General features: G+C 57.7%; 24 protein-coding genes. 7 read left to right on the top strand and 17 right to left on the bottom strand.

The annotated features are described in order from the left end of the window. Window positions 1–33: 33 nt before the first annotated feature. On the bottom strand, window positions 34–2016 hold the full coding sequence (locus AC2FH8_RS06775; protein WP_496689159.1) for a protein meaA: 1983 nt from the start codon (window positions 2014–2016) through the stop codon (window positions 34–36). 129 nt (window positions 2017–2145) lie between these two features. Here AC2FH8_RS06775 and AC2FH8_RS06770 point away from each other — a divergent pair, with 129 nt between their 5' ends. The 6 genes from AC2FH8_RS06770 (at window position 2146) to AC2FH8_RS06745 (ending at window position 9059) form a co-directional block, all read left to right on the top strand. Continuing rightward, a complete protein-coding gene (locus AC2FH8_RS06770; RefSeq protein WP_142635515.1) occupies window positions 2146–3531 on the top strand; it encodes a 1-acyl-sn-glycerol-3-phosphate acyltransferase in 1386 nt (461 codons plus the stop codon). 115 nt (window positions 3532–3646) lie between these two features. Then, the gene (ccrA, locus tag AC2FH8_RS06765) at window positions 3647–4933 is read left to right on the top strand and encodes a crotonyl-CoA carboxylase/reductase (RefSeq protein ID WP_496688968.1); all 1287 of its coding nucleotides are present in this window, start codon (window positions 3647–3649) and stop codon (window positions 4931–4933) included. 366 nt (window positions 4934–5299) lie between these two features. After that, complete coding sequence (locus AC2FH8_RS06760) at window positions 5300–6019, top strand: helix-turn-helix transcriptional regulator (protein WP_142635521.1); 720 nt, start codon at window positions 5300–5302, stop codon at window positions 6017–6019. Window positions 6020–6101: 82 nt separating this feature from the next. Continuing rightward, a complete protein-coding gene (locus tag AC2FH8_RS06755; RefSeq protein ID WP_496688967.1) occupies window positions 6102–6740 on the top strand; it encodes an acyl-homoserine-lactone synthase in 639 nt (212 codons plus the stop codon). A 61-nt stretch (window positions 6741–6801) separates the two neighbouring features. Further along, a complete protein-coding gene (locus AC2FH8_RS06750; protein ID WP_496688966.1) occupies window positions 6802–8334 on the top strand; it encodes an ATP-dependent DNA helicase in 1533 nt (510 codons plus the stop codon). Beyond that, window positions 8331–9059: an SDR family oxidoreductase gene (locus tag AC2FH8_RS06745; protein WP_281995211.1), complete on the top strand. Its 729-nt coding sequence runs from the start codon at window positions 8331–8333 to the stop codon at window positions 9057–9059. Before AC2FH8_RS06750 ends, AC2FH8_RS06745 begins: the two co-directional genes overlap by 4 nt. A 4-nt stretch (window positions 9060–9063) precedes the next feature. On the opposite strand, the gene AC2FH8_RS06740 is transcribed toward AC2FH8_RS06745, so the two are convergent. From AC2FH8_RS06740 to trpS, 13 genes are all read right to left on the bottom strand, one after another. Beyond that, window positions 9064–9831: a TIGR02186 family protein gene (locus AC2FH8_RS06740; protein ID WP_142635529.1), complete on the bottom strand. Its 768-nt coding sequence runs from the start codon at window positions 9829–9831 to the stop codon at window positions 9064–9066. 2 nt (window positions 9832–9833) lie between these two features. Next, complete coding sequence (locus AC2FH8_RS06735; protein WP_142635531.1) at window positions 9834–10754, bottom strand: sulfite exporter TauE/SafE family protein; 921 nt, start codon at window positions 10752–10754, stop codon at window positions 9834–9836. Window positions 10755–11110: 356 nt separating this feature from the next. Then, on the bottom strand, window positions 11111–12079 hold the full coding sequence (locus tag AC2FH8_RS06730; RefSeq protein ID WP_142635533.1) for an ABC transporter permease: 969 nt from the start codon (window positions 12077–12079) through the stop codon (window positions 11111–11113). Between the two features lie 3 nt (window positions 12080–12082). After that, window positions 12083–13174 (bottom strand): ABC transporter permease, encoded by a 1092-nt coding sequence (locus AC2FH8_RS06725; RefSeq protein ID WP_142635535.1) that lies wholly within the window; start codon window positions 13172–13174, stop codon window positions 12083–12085. Between the two features lies 1 nt (window position 13175). Then, window positions 13176–14705: an ABC transporter ATP-binding protein gene (locus tag AC2FH8_RS06720; protein WP_496688964.1), complete on the bottom strand. Its 1530-nt coding sequence runs from the start codon at window positions 14703–14705 to the stop codon at window positions 13176–13178. A gap of 92 nt (window positions 14706–14797) precedes the next feature. After that, window positions 14798–15796: a BMP family lipoprotein gene (locus AC2FH8_RS06715; protein ID WP_142635539.1), complete on the bottom strand. Its 999-nt coding sequence runs from the start codon at window positions 15794–15796 to the stop codon at window positions 14798–14800. A gap of 158 nt (window positions 15797–15954) precedes the next feature. Beyond that, window positions 15955–16368 carry a GNAT family N-acetyltransferase gene (locus AC2FH8_RS06710; RefSeq protein WP_496688963.1) on the bottom strand — a complete coding sequence of 138 codons (414 nt, stop codon included), beginning with the start codon at window positions 16366–16368 and terminating at the stop codon, window positions 15955–15957. Continuing rightward, the gene (gene tsaB, locus AC2FH8_RS06705; RefSeq protein ID WP_496688962.1) at window positions 16365–16952 is read right to left on the bottom strand and encodes a tRNA (adenosine(37)-N6)-threonylcarbamoyltransferase complex dimerization subunit type 1 TsaB; all 588 of its coding nucleotides are present in this window, start codon (window positions 16950–16952) and stop codon (window positions 16365–16367) included. Before tsaB ends, AC2FH8_RS06710 begins: the two co-directional genes overlap by 4 nt. Next, window positions 16942–17505 (bottom strand): NifU family protein, encoded by a 564-nt coding sequence (locus AC2FH8_RS06700; RefSeq protein WP_496688961.1) that lies wholly within the window; start codon window positions 17503–17505, stop codon window positions 16942–16944. Before AC2FH8_RS06700 ends, tsaB begins: the two co-directional genes overlap by 11 nt. A gap of 75 nt (window positions 17506–17580) precedes the next feature. Continuing rightward, window positions 17581–18168 (bottom strand): 2-hydroxychromene-2-carboxylate isomerase, encoded by a 588-nt coding sequence (locus tag AC2FH8_RS06695; RefSeq protein ID WP_496688959.1) that lies wholly within the window; start codon window positions 18166–18168, stop codon window positions 17581–17583. A 10-nt stretch (window positions 18169–18178) separates the two neighbouring features. After that, the gene (locus tag AC2FH8_RS06690) at window positions 18179–18634 is read right to left on the bottom strand and encodes a universal stress protein (RefSeq protein WP_142635548.1); all 456 of its coding nucleotides are present in this window, start codon (window positions 18632–18634) and stop codon (window positions 18179–18181) included. Window positions 18635–18694: 60 nt separating this feature from the next. Beyond that, window positions 18695–19558 (bottom strand): branched-chain amino acid aminotransferase, encoded by an 864-nt coding sequence (locus AC2FH8_RS06685; RefSeq protein WP_496688957.1) that lies wholly within the window; start codon window positions 19556–19558, stop codon window positions 18695–18697. Between the two features lie 60 nt (window positions 19559–19618). Beyond that, a complete protein-coding gene (gene trpS, locus AC2FH8_RS06680) occupies window positions 19619–20647 on the bottom strand; it encodes a tryptophan--tRNA ligase (protein ID WP_142635552.1) in 1029 nt (342 codons plus the stop codon). 86 nt (window positions 20648–20733) lie between these two features. Here trpS and AC2FH8_RS06675 point away from each other — a divergent pair, with 86 nt between their 5' ends. After that, window positions 20734–21420 carry a rhomboid family intramembrane serine protease gene (locus tag AC2FH8_RS06675; protein WP_496688955.1) on the top strand — a complete coding sequence of 229 codons (687 nt, stop codon included), beginning with the start codon at window positions 20734–20736 and terminating at the stop codon, window positions 21418–21420. On the opposite strand, the gene murJ is transcribed toward AC2FH8_RS06675, so the two are convergent. The 3 genes from murJ to AC2FH8_RS06660 are packed head-to-tail and all read right to left on the bottom strand — an operon-like array spanning window position 21421 to window position 26910. Further along, window positions 21421–22962: a murein biosynthesis integral membrane protein MurJ gene (gene murJ / locus AC2FH8_RS06670; protein ID WP_496688953.1), complete on the bottom strand. Its 1542-nt coding sequence runs from the start codon at window positions 22960–22962 to the stop codon at window positions 21421–21423. Next, window positions 22959–25778, bottom strand: a complete 2820-nt coding sequence (locus AC2FH8_RS06665) for a [protein-PII] uridylyltransferase (protein ID WP_496688951.1) — start codon at window positions 25776–25778, stop codon at window positions 22959–22961. The genes murJ and AC2FH8_RS06665 overlap by 4 nt, the downstream gene beginning before the upstream one ends. Beyond that, window positions 25738–26910, bottom strand: a complete 1173-nt coding sequence (locus AC2FH8_RS06660; protein ID WP_282021626.1) for a penicillin-binding protein activator — start codon at window positions 26908–26910, stop codon at window positions 25738–25740. The genes AC2FH8_RS06665 and AC2FH8_RS06660 overlap by 41 nt, the downstream gene beginning before the upstream one ends. Window positions 26911–26992 lie beyond the last annotated feature (82 nt).

Raw genomic sequence — 26992 nt, 5'->3', positions numbered from 1 at the left:
TAGATACGGGGAAAATGGGTGGCAAATCGGCGGTTATTCAGCGGCCAGGTTTTGCGGATCAACCAAGGAAACTATGTCGCCCATGATTGCATTCAACTCGAAGTTTTTTGGCGTGTAGATTTTGGCCACACCCATCGCTTTGAGTTTTTCAGCATCGTCATCAGGGATAATGCCACCGACAACAACAGGAACATCGTTCAGGCCCGCCTCGCGCAGACGGTTCAGAACGTCCTGAACCAACGGAATGTGACTGCCGGACAGAATCGACAGGCCGATCACATGGGCTTTGTCCTCGATTGCGGCGGCCACAATTTCCTCGGGTGTCAGACGGATGCCGTCATAGCTGATGTCCATGCCGCAATCGCGGGCGCGGAAGGCGATCTGTTCGGCGCCATTTGAATGACCGTCCAGGCCGGGCTTGCCGACCAGGAATTTCAGGCGACGTCCAAGCTTGTCGCTGACCGCGTCGACCGCCGCACGCAACTCCTCCAGCCCTTCGGTTTTGTTTGAGACCGAGCCGGAAACGCCTGTGGGTCCGCGATATGTGCCATAGACCTTGCGCATCTCCTCGGCCCATTCGCCGGTGGTGACCCCGGCCTTGGCGGCGACGATTGACGGCTCCATTACATTTGCGCCGGATTGTGCAGCCTTGCGCAAAGCTGCCAGGGCCGCAGCAACCGCCGCGTTGTCCCGTTCGGTGCGCCAATCGTTCAGGCGGTTGATCTGTTCCTGTTCTGCCGCCGGGTCGACGACCATGATGCCGCCATCTTCGGTTTCCAACGGCGAAGGCTCACCCTCGGTCCATTTATTCACGCCGACAACGATGGTTTCGTTGCGCTCGATCCGGTTCAGACGTTCTGCGTTCGAATCCACCAGGCGTGACTTCATGTATTCGATAGAAGCGACAGCGCCGCCCATCGAATCCAGGTTTGCCAGCTCCGCACGCGCGCCTTCTTTCAACTCTTCAACCTTGGCATCAACAGCCGGGTTGCCATCAAACAGATCGCCATATTCCAACAGGTCGGTCTCATAGGCCAGAATCTGCTGCATCCGCATCGACCATTGCTGATCCCAGGGCCGCGGCAATCCCAGCGCCTCGTTCCAGGCGGGCAATTGCACCGCACGGGCGCGGGCCCTTTTCGACAGTGTTACGGCCAGCATCTCAATCAGGATGCGGTAGACATTGTTTTCAGGCTGCTGCTCGGTCAGACCCAGCGAGTTTACCTGAACGCCATAGCGAAAGCGGCGGAATTTGGGATCCTCAACGCCATAGCGTTGTTGCAAAATCTCATCCCAAAGGTCGACAAAAGCCCGCATTTTGCACATTTCGGTAACAAACCGTATACCGGCGTTCACAAAGAACGAAATCCGGCCACACAGCGCCGGAAAATCCTCGGCCGGTACCCGTGGGCGCAACTCATCCAGAACTGCAATCGCTGTTGCCAAGGCGTAGGACAGTTCCTGCTCGGGCGTCGCGCCGGCCTCTTGCAGGTGATAGGAGCAGACGTTCATCGGGTTCCATTTCGGCACATTGGAATAGCAATACTCGGCCACATCCGCGATCATCTTCAGCGATGGTTTCGGCGGGCAGACATAAGTGCCACGGCTCAGATATTCCTTGATCAGATCGTTCTGAACCGTGCCCTGCAGTTTAGAGACATCGGCGCCCTGTTCCTCGGCAACCGCTATATAGAGCGCCAGCAACCAAGGAGCCGTGGCGTTTATCGTCATCGACGTGTTCATCTGTTCCAACGGGATCTGGTCGAACAAAACCCGCATGTCGCCCAGATGGCTGATCGGCACACCCACTTTACCAACCTCGCCGCGTGCCAGCGTGTGATCGCTGTCATAGCCGGTTTGCGTCGGCAGATCGAAGGCCACTGACAGACCCGTCTGACCCTTGGCCAGATTCCCGCGATACAGCGCGTTGGACGCTTTGGCGGTGGAATGACCGGCATAGGTTCGGATGAGCCAGGGGCGATCTTTCTGCGTCTGCGTCATAACTGGGCCTCGTATTGCGGGTGGGCAAGAAAATTACGTTCATGGGTTCTAAAGCGCAATTTTCGGGACATGTCAATTCGCTGCGCCGCGGCATTTCCGGTTGTGCCGATTGTGGGATGCAGCGATTGGTGGCAGGGTGCATTTATGACACAGACCGTGGAACTTCCGCTTTGGCTGTTTTTGTTGATCCTGGTATTCGCCGCGGTCACACTGGCCTCGCATTTTCTGTTTCCGTCAGTGCGGTGGTTTTTTCGCCGTAGGTTGGAGCGCGCGGTCAAACGCCTGAACACGCGCCTGCAGCGCCCGATACAGCCGTTCAAGCTGGCCCGACGCCACGATATGATTCAACGTCTGATCTATGATCCTCAGGTAGGGCAGGCCGTGCAGCAGCACGCACGTGAAGAAGGCATTCCCGAAGCGGTCGCCTTTGAGCAGGCCCAGCGGTATGCGCGCGAGATCGTGCCTTCTTTTTCCGCCGTTGCCTATTTCAGTATCGCCATCCGGTTGGCGCGGATTCTGAGCAACGCCTTTTATGATGTACGGCTTAGTTATCAGGATGAAGATGCCCTGAAAGATATTGATCCAAATGCGACAGTTGTTTTTGTGATGAACCACCGCAGCAACATGGATTATGTGCTGGTCACCTATCTGGCGGCCCAGCAATCGGCTTTGTCTTATGCTGTTGGCGAATGGGCGCGTGTTTGGCCGCTCAGTCGGTTGATTCGTGCGATGGGGGCCTATTTTATTCGTCGCAAGTCCGGCAGCGAACTCTATCGTCAGGTATTGGCCTGCTATGTCCGGCATGCCACCGATGCCGGTGTTACACAGGCCATGTTCCCTGAAGGCGGGCTGAGCCTCACGGGGGCCATGGCACGCCCCAAGCTGGGGCTTTTGAAATACATAATCGATGGTGCCAGGGTGGATGGGGCGGATGTGGTGTTTGTTCCCGTTGCGCTAAACTATGACCGGGTTCTTGAAGATACGATCCTGACCAAGGCCGCACTTGGCAATCAAAGGCAATTTCGTGCCCGAATCGGGGTTATAACTGGGTGGATGTTGAAACAGATAGGCAGGCGTCTGACCGGTCGCTACCAGCGGTTTGGATTTGCTGGAGTGCGATATGGTCACCCTATCTCATTGAAGGAATTCCGCACCGCCCATGACGACGTGATGACTGATCTCGCGCGCGAACTCATGCAACGGATCAAAGAAGCGATTCCGCAGGCGCCTGTTCCTGCAGCGTGCTGGCTGGTTCGCACCAAAGGAGAAATGCCCGAAGACGAGCTTAAAAGCTTGATCACCGGGTTTTTGCAACGTGACGGAACTTTGGGTGATCAGGATGAGTCCGCGGTTTCAGCTGCCTTGGATCAGCTGGTCGAACGCAGAATTCTGAAACGAGAAGGTGGGAAAATATCTCAATCCGGGCAAAGGGTTGATCTGCTCGACTACTATGCAGCCTCAGCCCCGATTGGCGACGGCTGGCCTGATGCTGCGGCAGCGAAAGAAGTTTCTGCAGGCGCTGGGTCATAAAATTACAAAAATGATGCAAAATCTATTGCATTATTTCCCTCAGGCCAATATCTCATCATCCAACGCAAGCGCTTCTGCATCGCGGCAAACAGGAATGAGAAATAAGGAGGCCAACATGGCTCTGGACACCGACAGCGGTATCGCAACTTACGACGCGCCGGAAAAAGACCTCTATGAAATGGGTGAAATCCCTCCGATGGGGTTTGTGCCTAAGAAAATGTATGCATGGGCAATCCGTAAGGAACGCCACGGGGAACCGGATACTGCGATGGTCCAGGAAGTCGTGGACGTACCAGAACTGGACAGCCACGAGGTGTTGGTTCTGGTGATGGCGGCGGGCGTTAACTATAACGGCGTCTGGGCATCCCTGGGCAAGCCGATCTCGCCCTTTGACGCCCACAAAGCCCCGTATCATATCGCCGGTTCTGACGCTTCGGGGATCGTATGGGCCGTGGGTTCGAAAGTAACGCGCTGGAAAGTGGGCGACGAGGTTGTCATTCACTGCAACCAGGACGATGGCGACGACGAACATTGTAACGGTGGCGATCCGATGTATTCGGACAGCCAGCGGATCTGGGGTTATGAAACGCCGGATGGGTCTTTTGCACAGTTCACCAATGTTCAAGCCCAGCAGTTGATGCCGCGCCCCAAGCACCTGACCTGGGAAGAAAGCGCTTGCTATACTCTGACGCTGGCGACCGCGTATCGGATGCTGTTCGGGCACGAGCCGCATGACCTGAAGCCGGGCCAGAACGTTCTGGTCTGGGGTGCCTCGGGCGGCCTTGGCTCTTATGCGATCCAGCTGATCAATACCGCAGGCGCCAACGCAATCGGCGTGATCTCGGACGAAAGCAAGCGTGACTTTGTCATGGGTCTGGGCGCCAAGGGCGTGCTGAATCGCAAAGACTTTAACTGCTGGGGTCAGTTGCCCACAGTAAACACACCGGAATATGCGGACTGGTTCAAAGAGGCGCGCAAATTCGGCAAGGCGATCTGGGAAATCACCGGCAAAGGCAAGAATGTCGACATGGTGTTTGAACATCCCGGCGAAAGCACATTTCCGGTGTCGACCTTTGTCGTGAAAAAAGGTGGTATGGTTGTGATCTGCGCCGGTACCACCGGCTATAACCTGACTTTCGACGTTCGCTATATGTGGATGCATCAGAAACGTCTGCAAGGTTCGCATTTTGCGCATCTCAAGCAGGCTGCTGCCGCGAACCAACTGATGGTCGAACGCCGTCTGGATCCCTGCATGTCCGAAGTGTTTGCCTGGGGTGAATTGCCCGACGCGCATATGAAGATGATGCGGAATGAGCATAAACCAGGCAACATGTCGGTTCTGGTTCAGGCGCCGCAGACGGGCTTGCGCACGCTTGAAGAGGTTCTAGACGCAAAAGGCTGAGCCCCCCAAAAAAATAGAATATTAGCACCCGCGAATCGCATCGAGCGAGCGCGGGTGTATCTATTTCGAGGCATAAGGAAATAATTACAGTGGGTTACAGAATCGTGACCCGCTAGTTTTGGGGAGTAGAAACCAGTGAATAGGCTTAAAATCATCTCACATGTTACGGTTGTGTTAACCCTTCGTTAACCGTTTCGGAGTGACTTTAGATGGCGCATAATGAGTGGATACTGGACGTTTTGTCGGACCTCAACGCCTTCGCTGTTGAAAACGGTTTGACCGCACTTGCCGAGCAGCTTGATGATACCAAGTTGATCGCAGCGGCCGAGATTGCGTCCATGCAAGATAAGGCACAGGCGCCCGCGAATGGGAACACAACTCGACATGAGTCAGGTCCTAGAGGACTTGGAAAGCACCAACACGCTTGACGAGTTGGGCGATGTAGCCGTTCGATTGCGCGACCGGCTGCAGGTTGAACATCTTATCTATCATTGGGTTGATGGTGCCGGGGATCAATACGGCTATACAACTTACCCGGACGCTTGGGCAGAGCGATACCGGGAGCGGAATTATCACCGCATAGATCCAGTGATCCTGGGGTGTTTCCAACGGTTCCACCCGGTTGACTGGAAATTTCTGGACTGGTCTGGAAAAGTGGCGAAAGCCTTTTTGCAGGATGCCCTTGAACATGGGGTTGGCAATCAGGGTTATTCGATCCCCATCCGGGGGCCGAACGGCCAGTTTGCCTTATTCACAGTGAATCACTCATGTGATGATGAGAAATGGAAGTCCTTCATCGAGGCCCATGGCCGCGAGCTGATTTTGATCGCGCATTACTTTAACCGAAAGGCTCTGGAGTTCGAAACCGACAGGCAGCCGGATACGACCCGAGGCCTGTCGCCTCGTGAGACGGATGCCATGACCTTGCTGGCGCTTGGATACAGCCGGGCACAAGTCGCGCACTCACTGTCAATCTCGGAACATACGCTGCGTGTCTATATTGAAAGTGCGCGTGCCAAGCTTGGGGCGCAGAACACAACCCATGCCATCGCAACAGCACTCAGCCGTGGATTAATAGTGGTTTAACAAGCGCGCGCGCCAAAAACGGGAAATTAACCACGACTTTGTACCCCCTTCGTTCCTGCACAGGACGACAAGGGGAAAAGTCATGTTGCGCTATTTGTTTGCCGACGAACTACATAAGTTTCCGAATTTGGCCCAAGGGATGTTCCGGGATCGAGCGGATCAGTTCAAAACGCGGCTGGGCTGGGATGTTCACGTGGACGAAAAAGGAGAAGAGCAGGATCAGTATGATGACCTGAATCCGCTCTATGTCATCTGGGAAGAAGAGGATGGCAGTCATGGGGGGTCGATGCGGGTTTTGCCGACGACAGGACCTGTCATGGTGAATGAGGTGTTTGGGCATCTGACAGGAGGTAAGCCTGTCCACAGCCCGCTGATCTGGGAGGTGACGCGGTTCTGCCTGTCACGAACGGCCAGTGCCCATACTGCCGGTGCCATCATGCTGAGTGGCGGCGAAATCATGGAAGGGTTCGGGCTGACCCATATTGCTGGCGTCTTTGATGCGCGCATGATTCGGATCTACCGTCTGATCGGATCGTCTCCAGTCGTTCTGGGGTCACAAGGAAAAGGGCGTGATCAGATTTCGGTTGGGCTCTGGCCCTATTCGCCCGAGGATTGCAATCGGGTGGCTGAACGGGCGGGCATCCCACGTGAGCTGTCCAGGATGTGGTTCAAAGCCGCGTTTGGCACTGTCCGGCAACACCGGTTTGCCCTGTCCGCCTGACGGGGTCTGAAAGCCAATTCCATATCTGGCGATAGCTGGCGTGGCCCTGTAGGGTCGCGCCATGTCTATACCCACAGTAACCTTTTCTGACGATCAAGCCGCCGCCTATGACAGCATTTCCGAGATGCTGAAATCTGCTGGTGTGGACCTGGATGATGATGCCCTGCTGAAAATGCCCGGCAATGGCGAATCCGGGGTGATGGCCGTGATCGGCAAGGCGGGTTCAGGGAAAACGCTACTGCTGGCAGAGCTTTACAAAGCATTAGCTGACGCGGGTCTTCAGATTGTTTCCGGTGATTTCGAAAGCCGCAAAGCGCGCGAGAAACGCAGTTTGGCCATTCTTGCGCCAACGAACAAGGCCGCCAGTGTTTTGCGCCTGCGGGGTGTGCCTGCGACCACGATCCACCGCATCCTCTATACGCCGGTTTATGACCCGGAATATGAACGCATTGCCGAATGGCTGGCGGGCAACGATGAACGCCCCGAGGTTGAAGGGTTGACTGACGAAGCCCTGGACCGGGCCGCTGCTTTTTATCAGAACAACAAGTCGATCCCCGGCGCGCTGGCCGCTGCGGGCCTTCGTGGGTCCGACTTTATCACCGGCTGGAAGCGTCGGGAGGAGCCGCTGGACTTAGGCTTTGTAGATGAGGCCTCAATGCTGGATGACCGGCAGTTCGAAGACCTGAAAGAGATCTTTCCGACCCTGTTGCTTTTTGGCGATCCGGCGCAGCTCGCCCCGGTCAATCAGTCCGGCAGCATGGTATTCGAGACGCTGCCCGAGCCGCGAAAGCAGGTATTGCACAGGGTCCACCGGCAGACGGCAGACAACCCGATCCTGGACCTCGCGCATGCGCTGGCCGACCCTCAGATGGGGTTTGAGGATTTTGAACGGCTCGTCGAACAGACCGCCCGACAGGATGACCGAGTTGTTTGGGGGCAGCGTGTTGAAGTTGACCTGATGGCCCGCAGCCCGGTTCTGGTCTGGCGAAATGCCACCCGAATTCGCTTGATTCAGGCCTTCCGCAATGTTCACGCTGCACCCGACACCGAGCTTCTGGCGGGAGAGCCGCTGATTTGCGATGGAATCGAACTGCCGCTGAAGCACCGCAAGAAAAGGCTGGATCTTGAGGCGCGCGGGCTAATCAAGGGTGCTCAGGTCATCTATCTGGGGCCAGGACGAAAACCGGGGTTTTCGCGCCTGCATGTGATGGGGGCCGAGGATCCTCAGGTCAGCGCAGCGTCGATTGTCAAAATAGAAATGCCTGATGAGGAAGAACCGTTTATTCCATTTGCAGCGCGTATGGGGGCAACCTTTTTGCATGGCGCAGCAGTGACCATTCACAAGGCGCAGGGGTCGCAGTGGGACACGGTACAGGTGTTTGCGCCGGATATATATGCGGCTGCCCGGATGGGGCGAACCGAGGCTGGGCAACCTTTGTGGAAACGTCTGGCTTATGTTGCGATCACACGCGCGCAAGAAAGGTTGATTTGGGTGGTGCGCAACAGGCTGGCCAAGCCCACTTATCCGCTGCGCGTGGATGATTTGCGCGCGGCTCCGGCGGCGACGCTGACCCTTGAGGCGGAAGAGATATGAAATCCATCATCATCACAGGCGCCAGTTCAGGCATCGGACGGGCAACTGCCGAGCTGTTTTTGGCTGAGGGCTGGGCGGTTGGGCTGCTGGCGCGCAGCGCGGATGTGCTGAACGAATTGGCTGAAAGGCACAAGAATGCGATCCCCTTGGTGACCGATGTTACCGACCCCACCGCTGTTTCGGGTGCTTTCGAGACATTCCAGAATGAGACGGGACGTCTTGACGTATTATTCAATAATGCCGGAATCTTTGCCCCCGGCGGCACGATAGACGAAATCCAGTTGGAGGATTGGTACCAGAGCGTCAGCGTGAACCTGAACGGGATGTTCCTGAGCGCGCGCGAAGCCTTTCGCATCATGCGGCATCAGGCCCCGCAAGGGGGAAGGATCATCAATAACGGTTCGATCGCCGCGCATGTACCGCGTCCGAATTCGGTCCATTACACCGCTACGAAACACGCGATAACAGGCCTGACACGCAGCCTATCACTGGACGGGCGCGCCTTTGGTATCGCATGTGGTCAAATCGATATTGGCAACGCGCGAACACAGATGGTGCAAAACCTGGTTGAAAACGCCATCGCGGGAGGGCAGCAGCCCGACCCGACGATGGCTGTTGACGATGCCGCACGTTCTGTACTGCACATGGCGTCTTTGCCTGCAGAGGCAAACGTCCAGTTCATGACCGTCATGGCCACTACGATGCCCTATATCGGGCGTGGATAGGGCTTTAGTTCTCGCGCAATAGTCGGAAGGCTGTGGACGCTCCCCAACCCGCCGCGATGGCGATGACCAAAGACATCAGGCCGTACCAGACCGGCTGCTGACGGGACATGTTGTAGAGGAACCGTTCCAGCCCGACCTTCCGCACGTCGATTGTGGTCTCGAACTGGGAAACAACTTCTCGGCCGCGAGTCAGGTATATGCGCGCGAAATAGGCGCCTTCGGTCAAATCGGCTGGCATGTCGATTGATGTTCGGAACAATGTCTGCTCGTCCACCGCAACCGTATTTTCGCGGATAGAATACAGGCCCTCATCCTCACGGATGCGAACGACGGCCTCGGCAAAATTCTGCGCGCCCCGGATATTCATCGCGGCACCCACTGATCGAATGGCCCGTTCAATCGAGATCCTGTACCGCAGGTCTTCTGTATCTGACAGGATTTCTGTAAGCGGAGCGCTGGTGGCAACCGCATAAAAACTGGGCGCAAGGTCGACCAAGACGCTGTCGGTGTTGACCCAGATACCCAGCCTGCGTTCTTTTCGCCGGACCGTCACTGGGCTCGAGGGGCCTGCAACGGCTACGATTACTTGAAGCGGTGGGCCGGAAGGGATCGGCGTTTCACGTTTCACGGCACCGAAAATAAGAATTTCCGAGCCATCGAAATTCGCCGTGATGGCAACCCGGTCTTGGCTTAGGCCAAGCACGACCTGTTCCTCCTCGGCGATGGCCGGGGTGACACAGAGGGCGAGTAGCAGGATCAACCGTCTCAGCATGATCAGTGCCCCCCTGCAACGCCGAGCGAATAGAGCTCGGAGGGTTCCAGAAGCAGATCCAGCGCCAGTTTGCCACAAACCACCAAGACCAGTGCAGCCAGCAATACGCGCAGCTGCTCGGCAGGCATTCGTGCGCCGATCACCGTTCCGATCTGCGCCCCGATCACGCCGCCGACCAGCAACAACACAGCCAGAACAATGTCGACTGTGTAGTTGGTTGTTGCGTGCAGCATCGTGGTGAACGCTGTTACGAAAATAATCTGGAATAGGGAGGTGCCGACAACGACTTTGGTGGGCATTCCCAGCAGGTAAATCATGGCAGGAACCATGATAAAGCCGCCTCCGACACCCATGATCGCAGAAAGGATACCTACGCTAAGCCCGACCAGGACGGGGGGGATGACCGAGATATAGAGGCCCGATGTACGGAACCGCATTTTGAACGGCATCGCGTGAATCCAGCCGCGCTGACGACGTGCAACAGGGGCGGCGGTGCCCTTTTTGGATTTACGCAGCGCGTTCAGGCTTTCGATGAACATCAAGCTGCCGACGACGCCCAGAAAGACCACGTAACACAGGGTTACGAGCAAATCGACTTGTCCGAGGCTTTTGAGATAGTTGAAGATCACCACCCCGAACGCAGCTCCGATCAGTCCCCCGACCAGCAATACCGTGCCCATCTTCAGGTCGACCGTCTTTCGGCGGAAATGGGCCAGAACACCAGAAAATGACGAGGCGACAATCTGGTTCGCTTCGGTGGCTACGGCAACTGCTGGTGGGATGCCAATGAAAAACAACAGCGGGGTCATCAGAAACCCGCCGCCGACCCCGAACATCCCTGACAGGATGCCAACCATGCCGCCCAACCCCAGCAGCAGAAAGGCGTTTACGGAAACTTCAGCGATAGGAAGGTAAATTTGCATGAGGTACTAGTAATTAGGGCCAGCTGCGTCGCGCAATGTGACACATTCGACTTCTGGAATTTGTGAAAGGGTTCGTATCTGACGCGCAGAATCACGCCCTTGGCGAGGCAGGGTAAAGCAGGGCTGGCGGCTTGGACCAGTCTGAAACTGTGCATCCGCAAAAGGCGTTTTGACAGGGAGTATCCCCTTAGACCAAGCGCAAGACCTAGCATCCGGCACCCCGGCGAGAAACTCTCTCAAATCAGCTGTCACTGGAAACACATCCATGCCCCTTTAGAGCCGTTGCGGCATGTAAAATCAACTCTACATGCCGCCATGCAGCGAACAGGACTGACGTGTGTTTCAAACTGGACCTATTACCGCTCTTTTACATAGGGTTCGCCACCGGCTTTCGGTGGAACGGCCTTGCCGACAAAGCCGGCCAAAATGACGACGGTCAGGATATATGGCAGCGCATCCATGACCTGCACAGGAATCACCACGCCACCCAGGTCAATATTTTGGAACCGCAACGCAACCGCTTGCAACAGTCCGAACAGCAGGCAAGCCCACATCGCGTGCCATGGCCGCCATTTTGCAAAGATCAGTGCCGCCAGCGCGATGAACCCGCGACCGGCAGTCATTTCCTTGACGAATCCAGCTTGCAGGGCCGTGGCCAGATAGGCACCGGCAATGCCGCAAAGCACGCCACAGATCGCGACGGCCGCAAAACGCAGCCCAACGACAGAAACCCCGGCCGTATCCACCGCGGCTGGGTTTTCACCCACCGCGCGCAGGCGCAGGCCAAAGCGGGTGCGGTACAAAACCCACCAAGTTGTCGGGACCAGAAGGAAAGACACATAGACCAGGATCGAATGGCCGGACAGCAGCTCGGAATAGATTGGCCCAAGAAATGGGACATCACTCACAGCATCCGCAAAAGGGAAGGTGATCGGTTCAAAGCGCCCTCCGCCGAACAGCGAGGGGGTACGCCCGCCTTGCTTGAACCAGCTTTGCGCGATCAGGACCGTCAGCCCCGAGGCCAGAAAGTTGATGGCGACGCCTGAAATCAGCTGGTTGCCCCGAAAGGTGATCGAGGCCACCCCATGCAGGGCGGACAGAACAAGAGAGGCCGCGATCCCGGCCAGCAATCCCAGCCAGACCGATCCGGTCACGGCGGCGACGGCAGCAGAAAAGAAGGCCGCGATCAGCATCTTGCCCTCAAGCCCGATGTCGAAAATACCGGCGCGTTCGGAATACAGACCGGCCAGACATGCCAGCAACAGCGGCGTGGCCAGGCGGACGGTCGAATCGAGGACCTGGATGAGGGTAACGAAAGTATCCATCGCTTAGCCCTCCTTCCGCATGGCAAGGAACAGTTTCTCAAGCGGCATGCGGACCATGTTGTCAAGCGCGCCGGTGAACAGGATCACCAGGGCCTGAATGACTACGATCAGCTCGCGCGGGATAGACGTCCATAGCGCCAGCTCGGCCCCGCCTTGATAGAGGAAACCAAACAGCAGCGCCGCCAGAAACACCCCAAACGGATGGGATCGACCCATCAGCGCCACGGCGATACCGATAAAGCCAGCGCCCTCGGTCGAGTTCAGAACCAGCCGCTCTGCCTCACCCATCACGTTGTTCGTGGCCATCAGACCAGCCAGCGCGCCCGAGATCAGCATGGCGATGATGGTGATCCGAACCGGAGAAATACCGGCATAGACGGCACCGGTTTCCGAATGCCCATAGGCGCGGATCTCATAGCCCAGCCGGGTGCGCCAGATCAGCGCCCAAACGATCACACAGGCCAGGACTGCAACAAAGAATGAGATATTGGCAGGTGCGCCACGGAATACGACGTTTTCAGCGGTCGAGAACATCGACTGGAACGTCGGCAGATGCACCGCCTCGGGGAAGCGTGCAGTTGCCGGGTCTTGCGAGCCCTGCGGGCGCATGACGTTGACCAGCATATAGTTCAGCAAGGCAGCAGCGATGAAGTTGAACATGATCGTGGTGATCACGATATGGCTGCCGCGTTTGGCCTGCAGATAGGCCGGAATGGCCGCCCAAGCGGCCCCAAACACCATCGATGCGGCACAGGCGGCCAGCAAGGCGATGCTCCAATGCGGCCAGTCGATGTAAAGGCACACCACGGCCACGCCAAGCCCGCCCAGCATCGCCTGACCTTCGCCACCGATATTGAACAGCCGTGCGTGAAAGGCGACCGCCACAGCGAGTCCGGTGAACATGAAATTCGTGGCGTAATACAGCGTATAGCCCCAGCCATAGGTCGATCCCAGCGCGCCGGTGACCATCAGGTTCACCGCTTCGATCGGGTTTTCGCCAATGGCGAGGATCACCAGCGCCGACAGGATTGCAGCCAGAAGCAGACTGATCACCGGGATCAGAACGACATCGGCCCATTTGGGCATTTTTTCCATGTTACGCTGCCTCTCCCGCAACACCGGCCATCAACAGGCCAAGTTCTTTTTCATCAGTTTCATGGGGCAGGCGTTCGCCCATGATATGTCCGTCAAACATGACCGCGATTCGATCCGACAGCGAGAAAATCTCTTCCAGCTCGACCGAGACCAGCAGGATCGCCTTGCCCTGGTCGCGCAGATCGACGATCTGTTTGTGAATGAATTCGATCGCCCCGATATCCACGCCTCGGGTCGGCTGACCGACCAACAGCAGGTCCGGGTTACGTTCGATTTCACGCGCGACGACGATCTTCTGCTGATTGCCGCCCGAAAAGCTTTTAGCCGACAGCCAGGGGTTCGGCGGGCGCACATCGAATTTTTCGATCTTGGCTTCGGTATCGGCGCGCAGGGCGGCGTTATCCATGAAGAGGCCACGCTTATAGGCCGGGTCTCGGTGATAGCCGAAGGCCACGTTCTCCCAGGCGTGGAAATCCATGATCAGGCCTTCGCGCTGGCGGTCTTCGGGCACATGCGCAATGTGCTGCGCGCGCCGCGCCTGGCCATCTGACCCCGCCCCGCTGAGCGCAAGCGGCGTGCCGTTCAGTTTGATCTGGCCCTGGCCCGGGCGCATCCCGCCCAGAACCTCTAGCAGTTCGGATTGGCCATTGCCGGCGACGCCTGCGATGCCCACGATCTCACCAGCGCGCACGGTCAAGTCGATGCCTTTGACACGCTCGACGCCCGCGCTGTCGAAAACACGCAGGTTTTCAATCTCGAGGATGGGCTTACCGGGCTGTGCCGGAACCTTGTCGACCTGCAGCAGAACCTTGCGGCCCACCATCAGCTCGGCCAGTTCTTCGGGGCTGGTCTCGGCGGTTTTCACGGTGGCCGTCATTTGCCCGCGGCGCATGACCGACACGGTGTCGGTGTTTTCCATGATCTCGCGCAGTTTGTGGGTGATCACGATGATCGTCTTCCCCTCGGCCCGCAGCCGGTCGAGGATGCGGAACAGCTGATCCGCCTCGGATGGGGTCAGCACGCCGGTTGGTTCGTCCAGAATCAGGATCTCGGCCTTGCGATACAGCGCCTTAAGAATCTCAACCCTTTGCTGCATCCCCACACCGATTTCGTCGATACGCTTGTCGGGGTCAACGAACAGTTCGTATTCTTCTTCCAGCTCTTTCAACTCTTTGCGGGCTTTATTCAGGGACGGGGCCAACAGCCTTCCATCCTCGGCGCCCAGCACGATGTTTTCCAGAACGGTAAAATTCTCGACCAGTTTGAAATGCTGAAACACCATCCCGATGCCCGAGGCGATCGCGGCCTGGCTGTCAGGGATTTCGGTCTTTTGACCATTGATCCAGATTTCACCTTTGTCGGCTTTGTAAAAGCCGTAGAGAATGCTCATCAGCGTGGATTTGCCCGCACCGTTTTCACCGATGATCCCATGGATCGTACCGGGGGCGACGCTGATGGAAATGTCTTTGTTGGCCTGAACCGGCCCAAAGGATTTGGATATCCCTTTGAGCTCAATGGCGGGGACGGTCATGTCTTGTCCTCAGTTGCCGAAAGGACTGCCCGGTCATCCCGGTGCAGCAAAGTGGAATCGGGCCGGGAGCATCACCCCCGACCCGCGCGATATCAGAACTGCAGTGCTGGGCAGCTGTCGTTCTCGTAATAGCTGACAACTGAAACATTGCCGTCGATGATGTCCTGACGGGCTTTGTCGACTGCTGCTTTCATATCATCCGAAACCAGCGGAGCGTTGTTGTCGTCGATCGCATAGCCAACGCCGTCTTCGGCCAGACCCATGATATATACGCCGGTCTCAACGTTCTCGCCTGCGCTCATCGCCTCGTAAACAGCGACGTCCACGCGCTTCAGCATCGAGGTCAGAACTTTGCCCGGGTGCAGGTGGTTCTGGTTGCTGTCGACACCGATTGACAGGATGCCTTCGTCAGCAGCGGTTTGCAGAACACCAACACCGGTGCCGCCAGCTGCGGCATAGACCACGTCGGCACCCTGGCTGATTTGTGCCTTTGTCAGTTCCGAGCCCTTAACCGGGTCGTTCCATGCCGCAGGCGTTGTGCCGGTCATGTTGGCAACCACGTTGATATCGGGGTTCACCGCCTTGGCACCCTGAGCATAGCCGCAGCCAAAGTGACGGATCAGCGGAACATCCATGCCGCCGATGAAGCCAACAGTCCCGGATTCGGATGCCATCGCCGCCATCATACCAACGAGGTAAGACCCTTCGTGTTCAGCGAATCCAACCTGACGCAGGTTAGGCGCGTCCAGCCAGGTTACATCGACAACGACAAATTTCGTGTCCGGATAGTCGGCAACAACCGCGCTGAGCGGGTCAGCCATACCGAAACCCATGGTGATGATCGGGTTCGAGCCTGCTTCGGCAAAGCGGCGCAGGGCCTGTTCGCGTTGCGCTTCGGACTGCATTTCGATCTCGCGGTATGTGCCGCCCGTTTCTTCCGCCCAGCGTGAGGCGCCGTTATGCGCGGCTTCGTTGAACGATTTGTCGAACTTGCCGCCCAGATCAAAGATCAGTGCCGGTTCGGCCAGTGCGGCACCCGCTGTCAGTGCAACCGCCGCTGCGGCGCCCATCAAGGATTTCATCAGGGTCATTTGTTACTCCCGTTTGTTTTTTCGGTCGGAGCCAAGATAGCCCCGTTTACCCACTGTTAGCGAGCATAACCGTTGTGATGGCGGGAATTAAGGCCGTTTGCAACCGCCGCGGTCAACAGATTTTTGACCATTTGGTCCAAGAAAATTCGCGACCTGTCTCAGGTTAAATTGCATTCCATGACGATGGCATCAATTTTCTGATTATTTTCAACCGTATAGTAATTCTTGCGCGTGCCGCACACACGATACCCGCAATGCTTGTAAAGTGTAATCGCGGGCTGGTTGGCGATGGAAACATCCAGAATCGCCCGGATAGCGCCCAGTTTTTTGGCAGCCGCGTGCCATTCGACCATACGCTTCCTAGCCAGTCCCTGACGCTGAACTGTGGGATGGGTGGCAATCGTCAGCAGTTCGGCATCGTCAGCGATTGCCTGAAAAAGGGCAAAGGACTGGGTGTCGCCGACGATATGGGTAAAGCGATTCTGCAGCAGCTCTGCAAACTCTGTGGCGGTCCAGGGGCGCGCTTGCGTAAAAGCCGCCGCATGGGTATCGGCCAGGTCTTCCGGGGTCATCCGTCCAGCAACATCGGCGGTTGATCCTTGGAGGGCGCCGCGTCTGCGGGGCGTATGTATAGGGGGGCCGGTGCCTCGGTCGTAGTCTGCCATCTTTGCGCTGCCACGCGGGCAATAGCGCAGACCTGAGCCTTGGGGTTGTCGTTGAACATCAGTGTGCCCAGCGATTTTGCCTGATCAAGCTGGATCAGTGCCGGTTCCATATTAGGCTGAGAAACATAGACCTGATCTCTGGGCGCGCGAATTGCGGGCAACGCATCGCTGTCCAGGGTGGCAAGCGCGTCAAAGCCCGACACACCGATGGCCGGTATCCCCAGACCTAAGGCCAGACCCCGCGCGGCCGAGACCGAGATGCGGATGCCTGTGAAATTGCCTGGGCCTATTCCAACGCCGATCGCTGACAGGTCGCGCCATGAGCATTGTTCTGATGACAGCACCTCTTCGAGCAGCGGCATCAGACGTTCGGCTTGTCCCCGCGACATGGGCTCGACACAAGACGCCACAATCCGGTCACCGCGCAACAAAGCGGCCGCGCAATGCGCGGCCGATGTGTCAAACGCCAGAATGAGTGGTTCAGACGGCAACAGGGCGAACCTCGGTCACTTCGGGAATGTAGTGACGCAGCAGGTTTTCGATTCCCATCTTCAACGTCAGCGTCGAGGATGGGCAGCCTGCGCAGGCCCCTTGCATATGCAGGTAGACAATGCCGCGGTCAAAACCGTGAAACGTGATGTCGCCCCCGTCCTGCGCGACTGCCGGGCGCACACGGCTGTCCAGCAGGTCTTTGATCTGGTTGACCACCTCGGCGTCTTCGCCGCTGTGTTCAGCATGGCCCGAGGCCGTATTGGCATCCGCTCCCATGATCGGCTGGCCGGATTGATAATGCTCCATCACCGCGCCCAGAATGGCGGGTTTGATGTGGTCCCACTGAACGTCGTCCGCTTTGGTCACGGTCACGAAGTCATTGCCGAAAAAGACTCCGGTCACGCCACTCACAGCGAAAATGCGGTTGGCCAGCGGCGACTTTTCCGCAGCCTCAGCCGATGGGAAATCTGCAGTGCCCGCTTCCAGCACGGTCTGGCCGGGCAGGAATTTCAGGGTTGCAGGGTTCGGTGTGGATTCGGTCTGGATGAACATGGCGCGGCTCCGTATCTGTTGTCTCTGATATGCGGGTCCGCGCACTGGAAGTCAAGAATTGGAACGATTCTAAATTTATGCAGCCAAGCTTATCGCGTCGTCCAACCGATCATCGCCCCAGAACAGCTCATCCCCGACCAGAAAGCTGGGCGCGCCAAAAAGCCCTTTGGCCTGAGCGGTTTCTGTCTGCGAGATAAGCGCTGCTTTGATCGCCGGATTCTGGGTCTGGGACAGCAAATCTGTGGCAAGCCCGGCTGAGTTCAGGCATCCGGCCAGAACAGTATCATCTGCGATGTTCTGCCCTTCGGCAAATTCGGCGGAATAGACGGCGCGCACAAAGGCAGCTTTTTGCATCTGGTCGTCAATCGCCAGTGTTAACCTGGCCGCTTTCAGGCCGTTCTGCGGAAAAGGATCGGGCCGGACAAATGGCAAGCCGCGCTGGGCGGTCAGGCGTTCCATATCGCGCCACATGTACCGGCCTTTCGCCGGATACAGATTGAACGGAGAATTATCCCACCCTTGGGCGGCAAAGATCGGCCCCAGCAGAAAAGGCTGCCATTCAACCGACACGCCCTGGCGTGCGGCGACCTCTTCGATACGCATCGCGCTGAGATAGGAATAGGTCGAGGCGAATTCGAACCAGAATTGAATGCTGCGTTGCATCGGTGTGGCCTCAGGTAATCGCTTCGAGTTTTTCTTTGCTCAGATCACCAGGAACAATAGTGATTGGGATCGGCAGGCTGCCTGAGTTTTTGGTCAGTTGAGTCACCAATGGGCCAGGTCCCTTTTTGTCAGTGCCTGCACCCAGAACCAGAACGCCGATATCAGGATCGGATTGCACATGCTCGATGATCTGGGCAACGGGCTCGCCTTCGCGGATGGCCAGTTCAGGATCAACGTCTTGCTTGTCGCGCATCCATTTTGCGAAAACTTCAAAATGCGCATGGATACGCTCGCGCGCTTCTTCACGCATGACGGTGGCAACGCCGATCCAATGGTTGAATTCGTCCGGTGGGATTACCGACAGGATTGTTACGCCGCCGCCGGTATGGGCCGCGCGCATAGCCGCGAATCGCATCGCATTCAGGCATTCGCGACTGTCATCCAGAACCACTAGGAACTTGCGCATGGGTGTCCTCATTCATTTCCGGGGATCATGCCCGACTAGGTGCGTGCTGGCAACCAGAGCCTAACGCCCACTGGCGGCCCAGTCCCAATACAGGTCGCGTGCACGCCGGGCGACGGGCCCGACCTGAAACCGGGTGTCCTCCAGCGCGGTCACCGGGGTGATCTTGCTCATGTTGCCAGTCATGAATACCTCGTCGGCCCCGTAGAAATCCTCGAAACTCAGAACCGCCTCATGCACAGCCACGCCGTCGGCCCGCAGGTTTTTGATATGTCGTGCACGGGTGATGCCAGCAAGGAAGGTGCCGTTGGGGACGGGGGTAAAGACCTCGCCGTCGCGGACCATAAAGATATTGGCGGTTGCGGTTTCGGCTACGTTGCCCAATGCGTCAGCCACCAGAGCATTCGAAAACCCGTTCGCACGTACCTCGTTCAGCATCCGTGCATTGTTGGGATACAGGCACCCGGCCTTGGCATTCACCACCGAGGATTCCAGTACCGGACGGCGGAATCGGGTCAGTCCCAGCGTGGCCGAGGCGGTCTCAGGCGCCATCGGAATCTCTTCCAGGCAGACAGCAAACCCGGTGCTGTTTTCCTGCGGTACGATCGCTGTCGCATCTCCGTCGATCCCCCAATACATCGGGCGGATATACACGGCCGCGTCGGGCGCATAGGTCTCAAGCCCTTCCAGCACGATCTCGACCATCTGGTCTGTGGTGACGGTGGAGGTCAGCATCAGCGCCTCGGCAGAGCGGTTCACGCGGGCGCAATGGGCGTTCAGGTCCGGGGTCAGCCCGTTGAAGAACCGCGCGCCGTCAAAGACGGATGATCCCAGCCATGCGCCATGATCCGCAGCGCGCATGATCGGTGCATCCCCATCATGCCATTGCCCGTTGAAATAGGTGCGGATGTTCTTGCCGACTGCCATGACGCCCTCCCAAGCTTTGCGGCAAACCTAGGAAGGCGTTAAGGCAACGTCCAGAGCCAATCAGCCCCGTTTCGCACCAACCATGCCCACAATGTCGTAGGTCTGCTGTAGGATCGGGGCTGCAATCGCCCGCGCCTTTTCTGCGCCATTGGCCAGAATGCGATCAATCTCGGCCTCTTCACCCATCAGGCGGGCCATTTCGGTCGAGATCGGAGACAGTTTGGCAACCGCCAGATCGGCCAGCATCGGTTTGAACTCGCCAAATTGCTTGCCGCCAACGTCGGCCAGAACCTGATCCGCCGTCTGATCGCTGAGGGCGGCGTAGATATTCACCAGATTGCGGGCCTCGGGGCGGTTGTCCAAGCCATCGACTTCCGAAGGCAGAGCGTCCGGGTCGGTCTTGGCCTTTCGGATTTTCTTGGCGATCGTGTCGGCATCATCGGTCATGTTGATCCGGGTCATGTCAGAGGGGTCGGATTTGGACATCTTTTTTGACCCATCGCGCAAGCTCATGACCCGAGTTGCCGCACCTTTGATGACGGGTTCTGTCAACGGAAAAAAATCGACGCCATAGTCATGATTGAACTTAGTTGCGATGTCTCGGGTTAGTTCCAGGTGTTGCTTTTGATCATCTCCGACGGGAACATGTGTCGCGTGATATACAAGGATATCTGCGGCCATGAGCGCCGGATAGGCGAATAGGCCCAACGATGCATTCTGCGCGTTCTTGCCAGCCTTATCTTTGAACTGTGTCATGCGCTGCATCCAGCCAAGCCGGGCAACGCAGTTAAAAATCCATGCAAGTTGCGCGTGCTCAGGAACCTGGCTTTGGTTAAACAGGATCGATTTTTCGGGATCTAATCCTGATGCGATATACCCCGCGCACAGCTCACGCGTTGCGTGCTGCAACTCTTTGGGGTCCTGCCAAACGGTGATCGCGTGCAAATCGACCATACAGTAGATTGTCTGATAGTCGGACCCTTGCATCCGGACCCAGTTCCGCAATGCGCCCAAATAGTTGCCAAGGTGCAGGTTACCGGATGGCTGTGCACCGGAAAACACGCGCGGCGTGAACTTGGAATCGGTCATCGAAGGGAACTCCCGTCTGGAAAAATCAGCCCCCGTCGCTTACCCATGAGGCAAAGGGACGTCAACAGCCGCGAAAGGCCCGCCCAATGAGCAGTGAGCATTATACACCCGCCGTGAACCCTCTGCCGCCCGTGGTGGTGGCTTTGTGTGTGTTCATCATGGGGGTTGAACTGGCATTTACTCTAGGTACGCGCGGGATCATTGGGGGGCCAACTGCTGTAGGCTGGCGCCTGGACGCTTTGCAGCACTATTCGTTTTCGCCGGATATCTTCGACTGGATGGTGGAAAACGGGCGCTGGCCGTTCGAGCATCTGATCCGCTTTGTCACCTATCCGTTTGTATCCGGTACGTTCACACAGGCCATCTTTGTCTGCGTCTTTGTGCTGGCCATGGGTAAAATGGTGGCCGAGGTTTTTGGCAGCGTTCAGATGCTGGTGATCTTTGTGCTGTCGGGCGTGGGTGGTGCGCTGGCTTATGCACTGTTGCTGGATCCGCGCTTTCCGCTGGTGGGTGGGTTCCCTCCGGTCTATGGGCTGATCGGAGCGTTTACGTGGATATTATGGCGCAAGCTGTCGCTGGTGGGCGCAAACCAATCCCGCGCCTTCAGCCTGATCGCCGTTTTGATGGGCATTCAGTTGTTGTTCGGCCTGCTGTTTGGCGGAACGCTGGACTGGGTGGCTGATCTGGGCGGTTTTGCCACTGGTTTTGCCCTGTCGTTCCTGGTTGCTCCGGGTGAGTGGGCGCGGATCGTCAGGCGTATTCGGCGCGACTGATCAGGATCGACGCAGAGCCTTTCTGAACTCGGAAAGTTTGAATGCACCAATCAGGTGGCCGAGCAGGAAATACGTGACTGCAGCAACGATGATCAAACCGAGCAGTGCCAGGTAACGCCAGCCTTCCAGGGCAAAGGCCCAGCCAAACAGCTCAATAGCGGCATACAAGACAGCTCCCATCCCCATGGACGCCGCAATGATCCGCCATGCCCTGTTCTTGAACCGGTCGTCAAACTGCGCTTCTTTCCCCATTTTTCGCGCGCCCAAGGCCAGCAGTCCAACCATGGCCCATCCGGCCACCGAGGCGGCAATCGCCGGCGCGAACCATCCCACCAACGGATACAGCCCGAAAGCCAGTGCAGCGTTCACGACCATCGCAAACACTGCATAGTGAAAGGGCGAGCGTGTATCTTCTCGCGCGAAATACAAAGGCTGCAACAATTTCTGCAGCATGAACGCGGGCAGGCCGATGCCATAGATCGCCACGGCAAGTGCGGTGGCGGCGGTGTCTTCGGGGGTGAACTGTCCGCGCTCGAACAGAACCGAGACCAGCTGGGTGGGGATGAGCACAAAGGCAACGGTCGACGGGATGGTCAACAGCAACGTAAACTCACCTGCGCGAGAAAACGCATCGCGGGCGCCCGATTTGTCCCCAGCGCGCAGGCGGCGAGATAGATCGGGTAACAGGACGATGCCGACGGCGATGCCCACGACGCCCAATGGCAACTGGTACAAGCGATCCGCTGCAAACAACCAGCTGACGGCCTTTTCGGTTTTCGAAGCAACCAGCTGGCCCACCACCAGATTGACCTGTGTAACCCCCATGGCCAAGGCGGCCGGAACCGCAATGCGGACCATGTTGCGCATTTCAGGGCTGAGTTTCGGCAGGCCCGGGCGGATACGGATGCCCGCACGTTCGGTTGCAATCCAGACCAGCGCTAGCTGCGCAACACCAGCGATGGGGATGACGGCGATCAGCCAACGGATGACTTCTCCGCCTGATATAGCGCCGGCGATCAGTGCTGTGCAGGCAAAGATGTTCAGTAAAATCGGCGCGGCGGCGGCAGCCGCGAAACGGCCGGTTGCGTTCAGCACGCCCGAGAACAGCGCCGCTAGCGACATGAAAAAGATGTAGGGAAAGACCACATATCCATAATCCACGGCAAGGTCGAAGCGGTCGTCACCGTAAAAGCCCTCGGCCGTCAGCCAGACCAGGCCAGGCATGAAAACCATCGCCAGCCCGACCAGCGCCAGCACCGCCACGGCCAGCAGGTTGAACGCGTCCTGTGCAAAGCCTTGCGCGTTTTCCCCGCCTTCCAGCCGTTTGGAAAACATCGGCACAAAGGCTGCGTTAAACGCACCTTCGGCAAAGAAGCGGCGGAACATGTTGGGCAGGCGAAAGGCGGCGACGAATGCATCCATTACTGGCCCGGGCCCGATGTAGGCGGTCAGCAGGATTTCCCGCAGAAAGCCCAGAATACGGCTGGCCAGGGTCCAGAACCCGACAGTGAACAGGCCTGAAAACAGCCGGATCTGCTTCATGAGACCGCGCGCTCGGCGCCTTCGGAGATGGCCTTGCGCAGCTTGGTCTCAAGCCCGCGCTGCTTGCTTTCCGAGTGATATTTCAACCCAAACATATCCTTGACGTAAAAGGTGTCCACCACTTGTTCGCCATAAGTCGCGATCACCGCATTGGCGATATAGACATTGGCGGCAGCAAGCGTTCGTGTCAGATCATAGAGCAGGCCGGGCCTGTCCCGGGTATCGACCTCGATGATCGTGTAGATCTCGGACCCGTCATTGTCGAAGATGATATGGGTCGGCACGTTAAAGGCCCGTTCGCGTTTCTTGATCTTGTCGCGTGATTTAAGGGCGTCCCGCGCCACGACCTCGCCTTTCAGGGTCTTGTGGATCATCTGTGTCAGGCGCGGCAAGCGGCTGGCCTCGAACGGGTGTCCATCGGCGTCCTGAATCCAGAACGCATCGGTGACATAGCCGTCTTTGGTGGTGTAACTGCGCGCATCAACCACATTAGCCCCGACCAGCGCCAAAGCGCCTGCGATACGGGCAAAAATGCCGGGGTGATCACCCATGGCAAAGCAGGCCCGCGTCGCATCGCGGTCTTCATCCGGGTGCAGACGGATTTCCATCGCGCCAGCATCACCGCTGCGGTCCAGCTCTTTCAGCATCTCGGCAAATTCTACATGGGTCGAAAGGTTCAGGCCCTGCCAATAGGGGTCATAGTGCCGACCCGTCTCGGTTTTGAGGGCGGCTTTGGTCCATTCCGCCAGCTCGGCCCGCAACGCCTTTTTGGCACCGGCACCGCGATTGGCACGGTTGAGGTCTTCCATCCCGGTCTCAAGCGCGCGCTTGGTTTCTGCATGCAGCGCGCGTAGCAGGGTGGCTTTCCAGTTGTTCCAGGTGTTGGGTCCAACGCCGCGAATGTCGCAGACGGTCAACACGGTCAGTAGGTCCAGCCTTTTGACCGTTTTCACGGCCTTGGCAAAGTCGCGCACCGTGCGCGGGTCGGAAATATCGCGTTTCTGCGCCATGTCCGACATCAACAAGTGATACCGCACCAACCATTCCACGGTTTCTGAATCCGATTTGTTCAGACCCAGCCGAGGTGCAATCTTTCGGGCCATCTGTGCGCCCAAAATCGAATGATCCTCGGGTCGCCCCTTAGCAATGTCATGGATCAGCAGGGCAACATACAGAACCTTGCGATTGACCCCGCCCTCCAGGATTGAAGACGCCAGCGGCAGGGATTCCCCCAACTCTCCGCGTTCAATCTGGGCCAGATTGACGATGCACTGAATGGTGTGCTCATCCACCGTATAGCTGTGGTACATGTTGAACTGCATCATCGCCACGATGTGTTCGAACTCGGGCAGAAAGGCCGACAGCACTCCCAGTTCGTTCATGCGGCGCAGGGCGCGTTCCGGGTTGCCGTGTTTCAGCATCAGGTCGAGAAAGATGCGCCGCGCCTCTTTGTCTTCGCGCATGTCGTCATCAATCAGGTTCAGGTTGGCGCTGACCAGCCGCATCGCGTCCGGGTGGATCAGCATGCCGGTGCGCAGACCTTCCTCGAACAGGCGCAGAAGGTTCAGCTTGTCCGCCAGAAACTTGTTCGGGTCGGCTACATCCAGACGTCCATGGACGACTTTATATCCGGCTTTGATCCTGGGGCGGCGGCGGAAAATACGCTCTAGCAGAGGCGCGCTTTTCATATGCGTCGCCTCGAGTTTGGTCAGGAAGATGCGCGTCAGCTCGCCAACCTTCGTGGCCTCGCGGAAATAGCGCTGCATAAACACTTCGACCGCCCGTCGACCCGCCCGGTCTTCGTATCCCATACGGGAAGCGACCTCGACCTGCATGTCAAAGGTCAGTTGTTCGGTTGCGCGCCCGGTCACCAGATGCAAATGCGAGCGAACGGCCCACAGGAAATCCTCGGCTTCCACAAAAGTGCTGAATTCCTCGGGGGTGAACAGACCCAGCGGTACCAACTCGGCCACGTCCTGAACGCCGTAAATATATTTGGCAATCCAGTAGAGCGATTGCAGGTCGCGCAATCCGCCTTTGCCCTCTTTTACGTTGGGCTCGACCATATACCGCTCGCCCTGTTTCAGATGGCGCGCGTCGCGTTCCTGCAGCTTGGCCTCGATGAACTGGCGCTCAGTGCCTTTGAACAGATCGTCTTTCAGGCGCGTTTCCAACTCATTTGCCAGATCGGCGTCGCCAGCCAAATAGCGCTGTTCCAACATCGCGGTGCGAATGGTGAAATCCTCGGATCCCAGGCGCAGGCAATCCTTGATGGTGCGCGAAGAATGCCCGACCTTCAGCCGCAGATCCCACAGGATATACAACATGGATTCGATCACACTCTCTGCCCAGGCAGTGATTTTGTAGGGGGTCAGAAACAGCAGATCGACATCCGAGGACGGGGCCATTTCCCCGCGCCCATAGCCGCCCACTGCCAGCACGGCCATTTTTTCTCCCTGTGTCGGCGTGGCCAGCGGGTGAAGCTCGCGACTGGCCACTTGCATCGCTGTGCAGACCAGCCCGTCGGTCAGGTAGGTATAGGAATGGGTCAGCCGCCGCGCGTCAAATGGATCGCGGACAAAGGCATCGGCGATTGCCTGACGACCGGATTTCTGGACGTTGCGCAAAATCCGCACGGTTTCGCCGCGCCTTTCGGCGTTATCAGATGTCTTGTCGAAGGCCTCTGACAGCTGTGCCATAACGGCTGCGCTGTCAAAGATTTCTTCGGGCTGGCAAATCAGGTCACCCCTTGGGATGAGTGTCAGAGCCAGCCAATCAGAATCCGGCGCCAGAGAAGCTTTGGGGGGCAGGGTCAATCACAACCACCTGTTTGTTCTGGATCGTGGCAATGGCCAGACCACGTTCATTCGTACCGTTGGGTCGCAGACGGAAGATACCGCCAACGCCCTGAAAACCGGCGTTCTGAGTTAGGGCAGATGCGGTCAGAGCGTCGGATTTGCCCTGGCTGACCAAGGCAGCAATCGCGGCTATGCCATCATAGGCTAGGCCACTGATCGGATGTGGTGCCTCGCCATAGGTGTTGTTGTACCGCTGACGATAAGCCTGTGCCTTGGATGGGTCCGGCAATGCGAACCAGCCACCCTGAACGCCTGGCAGTTCCAGTGTCTGGGCCGGGATGTCCCAGCGGGTCAGGCCCATATATTGCGTGGTTGCCGGGGAAACGCCTGCTTCTGGTAGAAGCTGGGAATACAGCGGCAACGCCCCTGCTGTGGTCGAAGTCAGAAAGATCGAATCCGCCCCCGAGGACGCTACAGTAGCCTTGATTGTCGGCACCGAGTTGATGACCCCCTGCTGAGAGCGGTCATAGCCGACCGTGCCTGCATTACCCACTCGGCTGTTGCTCAGCGCGGTTGCGATAGCCGATTGTCCAAGCCGCCCTGCGGCATCGTTGCTATGCACGATGACCGTTCCGGTCTTGCCGCGCGAACCGGCATAGTTGACCAACCGGTTGGCGGTGTTTTCAAAAGTAGGGCCGAGCACGAAGACATTACCGCCTGCGATGCTGGTATTGTTCGAAAACGACAGCAGGTTGACCTTGTTGTTCAATACCGCAAGACCAGCTGAGTTTGCCGCCTGGGCGTAGACCGGACCAATGATTATCTTTGCGCCGTCTGCCACGGCTTGCTGCGCGACTGTTGCGGCGGTACCCGAATTGCCCCGGGTGTCGTAGACCCGCAAATCAATCTGTACATTCTGCAGATCGGACATCGCCAGGCGGGCTGCGTTTTCAAGGCTGCGCGCCAGTTCAGCGTCCCCGGAATTTCCAGATCCGGCCGGAACCAGCAAAGCAACCGGTACAGGTTTTGAGGTGTTGATCGACGGGCCTCCGCCGATACTGCTGACGTCACACGCCGCCAGAATGGTCGCTGTGGCCAAGACGGCGGCTGCACGCGCCAACTTGCGAACGGGCTTGCAAACGGTAAACATCTAAATGAAAACTCCCTGATCCGGCGGCTTGGGATGCTGCCATTATTTGCGCCGCGATAATAGACGTCACGCTGTGAGGGTC

It is taken from the genome of Ruegeria sp. CDSC025 (assembly GCF_059610805.1).
Note: the sequence above shows the minus strand (reverse complement) of the source record. Positions and strands in the feature narration are given on the sequence as shown.

What these genes read in the sequence shown, in the direction of transcription:
- AC2FH8_RS06675 (WP_496688955.1), top strand. Translation starts at nt 20,734, where the DNA reads ATGAGCAGTGAGCATTATACACCCGCCGTGAACCCTCTGCCGCCCGTG.
- murJ (WP_496688953.1), bottom strand. Translation starts at nt 22,962, where the DNA reads ATGAAGCAGATCCGGCTGTTTTCAGGCCTGTTCACTGTCGGGTTCTGG.
- AC2FH8_RS06690 (WP_142635548.1), bottom strand. Translation starts at nt 18,634, where the DNA reads ATGCGCAAGTTCCTAGTGGTTCTGGATGACAGTCGCGAATGCCTGAAT.
- AC2FH8_RS06755 (WP_496688967.1), top strand. Translation starts at nt 6,102, where the DNA reads ATGTTGCGCTATTTGTTTGCCGACGAACTACATAAGTTTCCGAATTTG.
- AC2FH8_RS06735 (WP_142635531.1), bottom strand. Translation starts at nt 10,754, where the DNA reads ATGCAAATTTACCTTCCTATCGCTGAAGTTTCCGTAAACGCCTTTCTG.
- AC2FH8_RS06740 (WP_142635529.1), bottom strand. Translation starts at nt 9,831, where the DNA reads ATGCTGAGACGGTTGATCCTGCTACTCGCCCTCTGTGTCACCCCGGCC.
- AC2FH8_RS06730 (WP_142635533.1), bottom strand. Translation starts at nt 12,079, where the DNA reads ATGGATACTTTCGTTACCCTCATCCAGGTCCTCGATTCGACCGTCCGC.
- ccrA (WP_496688968.1), top strand. Translation starts at nt 3,647, where the DNA reads ATGGCTCTGGACACCGACAGCGGTATCGCAACTTACGACGCGCCGGAA.
- AC2FH8_RS06685 (WP_496688957.1), bottom strand. Translation starts at nt 19,558, where the DNA reads ATGGCAGTCGGCAAGAACATCCGCACCTATTTCAACGGGCAATGGCAT.
- AC2FH8_RS06760 (WP_142635521.1), top strand. Translation starts at nt 5,300, where the DNA reads ATGGGAACACAACTCGACATGAGTCAGGTCCTAGAGGACTTGGAAAGC.
- AC2FH8_RS06660 (WP_282021626.1), bottom strand. Translation starts at nt 26,910, where the DNA reads ATGTTTACCGTTTGCAAGCCCGTTCGCAAGTTGGCGCGTGCAGCCGCC.
- AC2FH8_RS06695 (WP_496688959.1), bottom strand. Translation starts at nt 18,168, where the DNA reads ATGCAACGCAGCATTCAATTCTGGTTCGAATTCGCCTCGACCTATTCC.
- AC2FH8_RS06725 (WP_142635535.1), bottom strand. Translation starts at nt 13,174, where the DNA reads ATGGAAAAAATGCCCAAATGGGCCGATGTCGTTCTGATCCCGGTGATC.
- AC2FH8_RS06710 (WP_496688963.1), bottom strand. Translation starts at nt 16,368, where the DNA reads ATGACCCCGGAAGACCTGGCCGATACCCATGCGGCGGCTTTTACGCAA.
- AC2FH8_RS06720 (WP_496688964.1), bottom strand. Translation starts at nt 14,705, where the DNA reads ATGACCGTCCCCGCCATTGAGCTCAAAGGGATATCCAAATCCTTTGGG.
- trpS (WP_142635552.1), bottom strand. Translation starts at nt 20,647, where the DNA reads ATGACCGATTCCAAGTTCACGCCGCGCGTGTTTTCCGGTGCACAGCCA.
- AC2FH8_RS06750 (WP_496688966.1), top strand. Translation starts at nt 6,802, where the DNA reads ATGTCTATACCCACAGTAACCTTTTCTGACGATCAAGCCGCCGCCTAT.
- AC2FH8_RS06715 (WP_142635539.1), bottom strand. Translation starts at nt 15,796, where the DNA reads ATGACCCTGATGAAATCCTTGATGGGCGCCGCAGCGGCGGTTGCACTG.
- AC2FH8_RS06700 (WP_496688961.1), bottom strand. Translation starts at nt 17,505, where the DNA reads ATGTTCATCCAGACCGAATCCACACCGAACCCTGCAACCCTGAAATTC.
- AC2FH8_RS06770 (WP_142635515.1), top strand. Translation starts at nt 2,146, where the DNA reads ATGACACAGACCGTGGAACTTCCGCTTTGGCTGTTTTTGTTGATCCTG.
- AC2FH8_RS06745 (WP_281995211.1), top strand. Translation starts at nt 8,331, where the DNA reads ATGAAATCCATCATCATCACAGGCGCCAGTTCAGGCATCGGACGGGCA.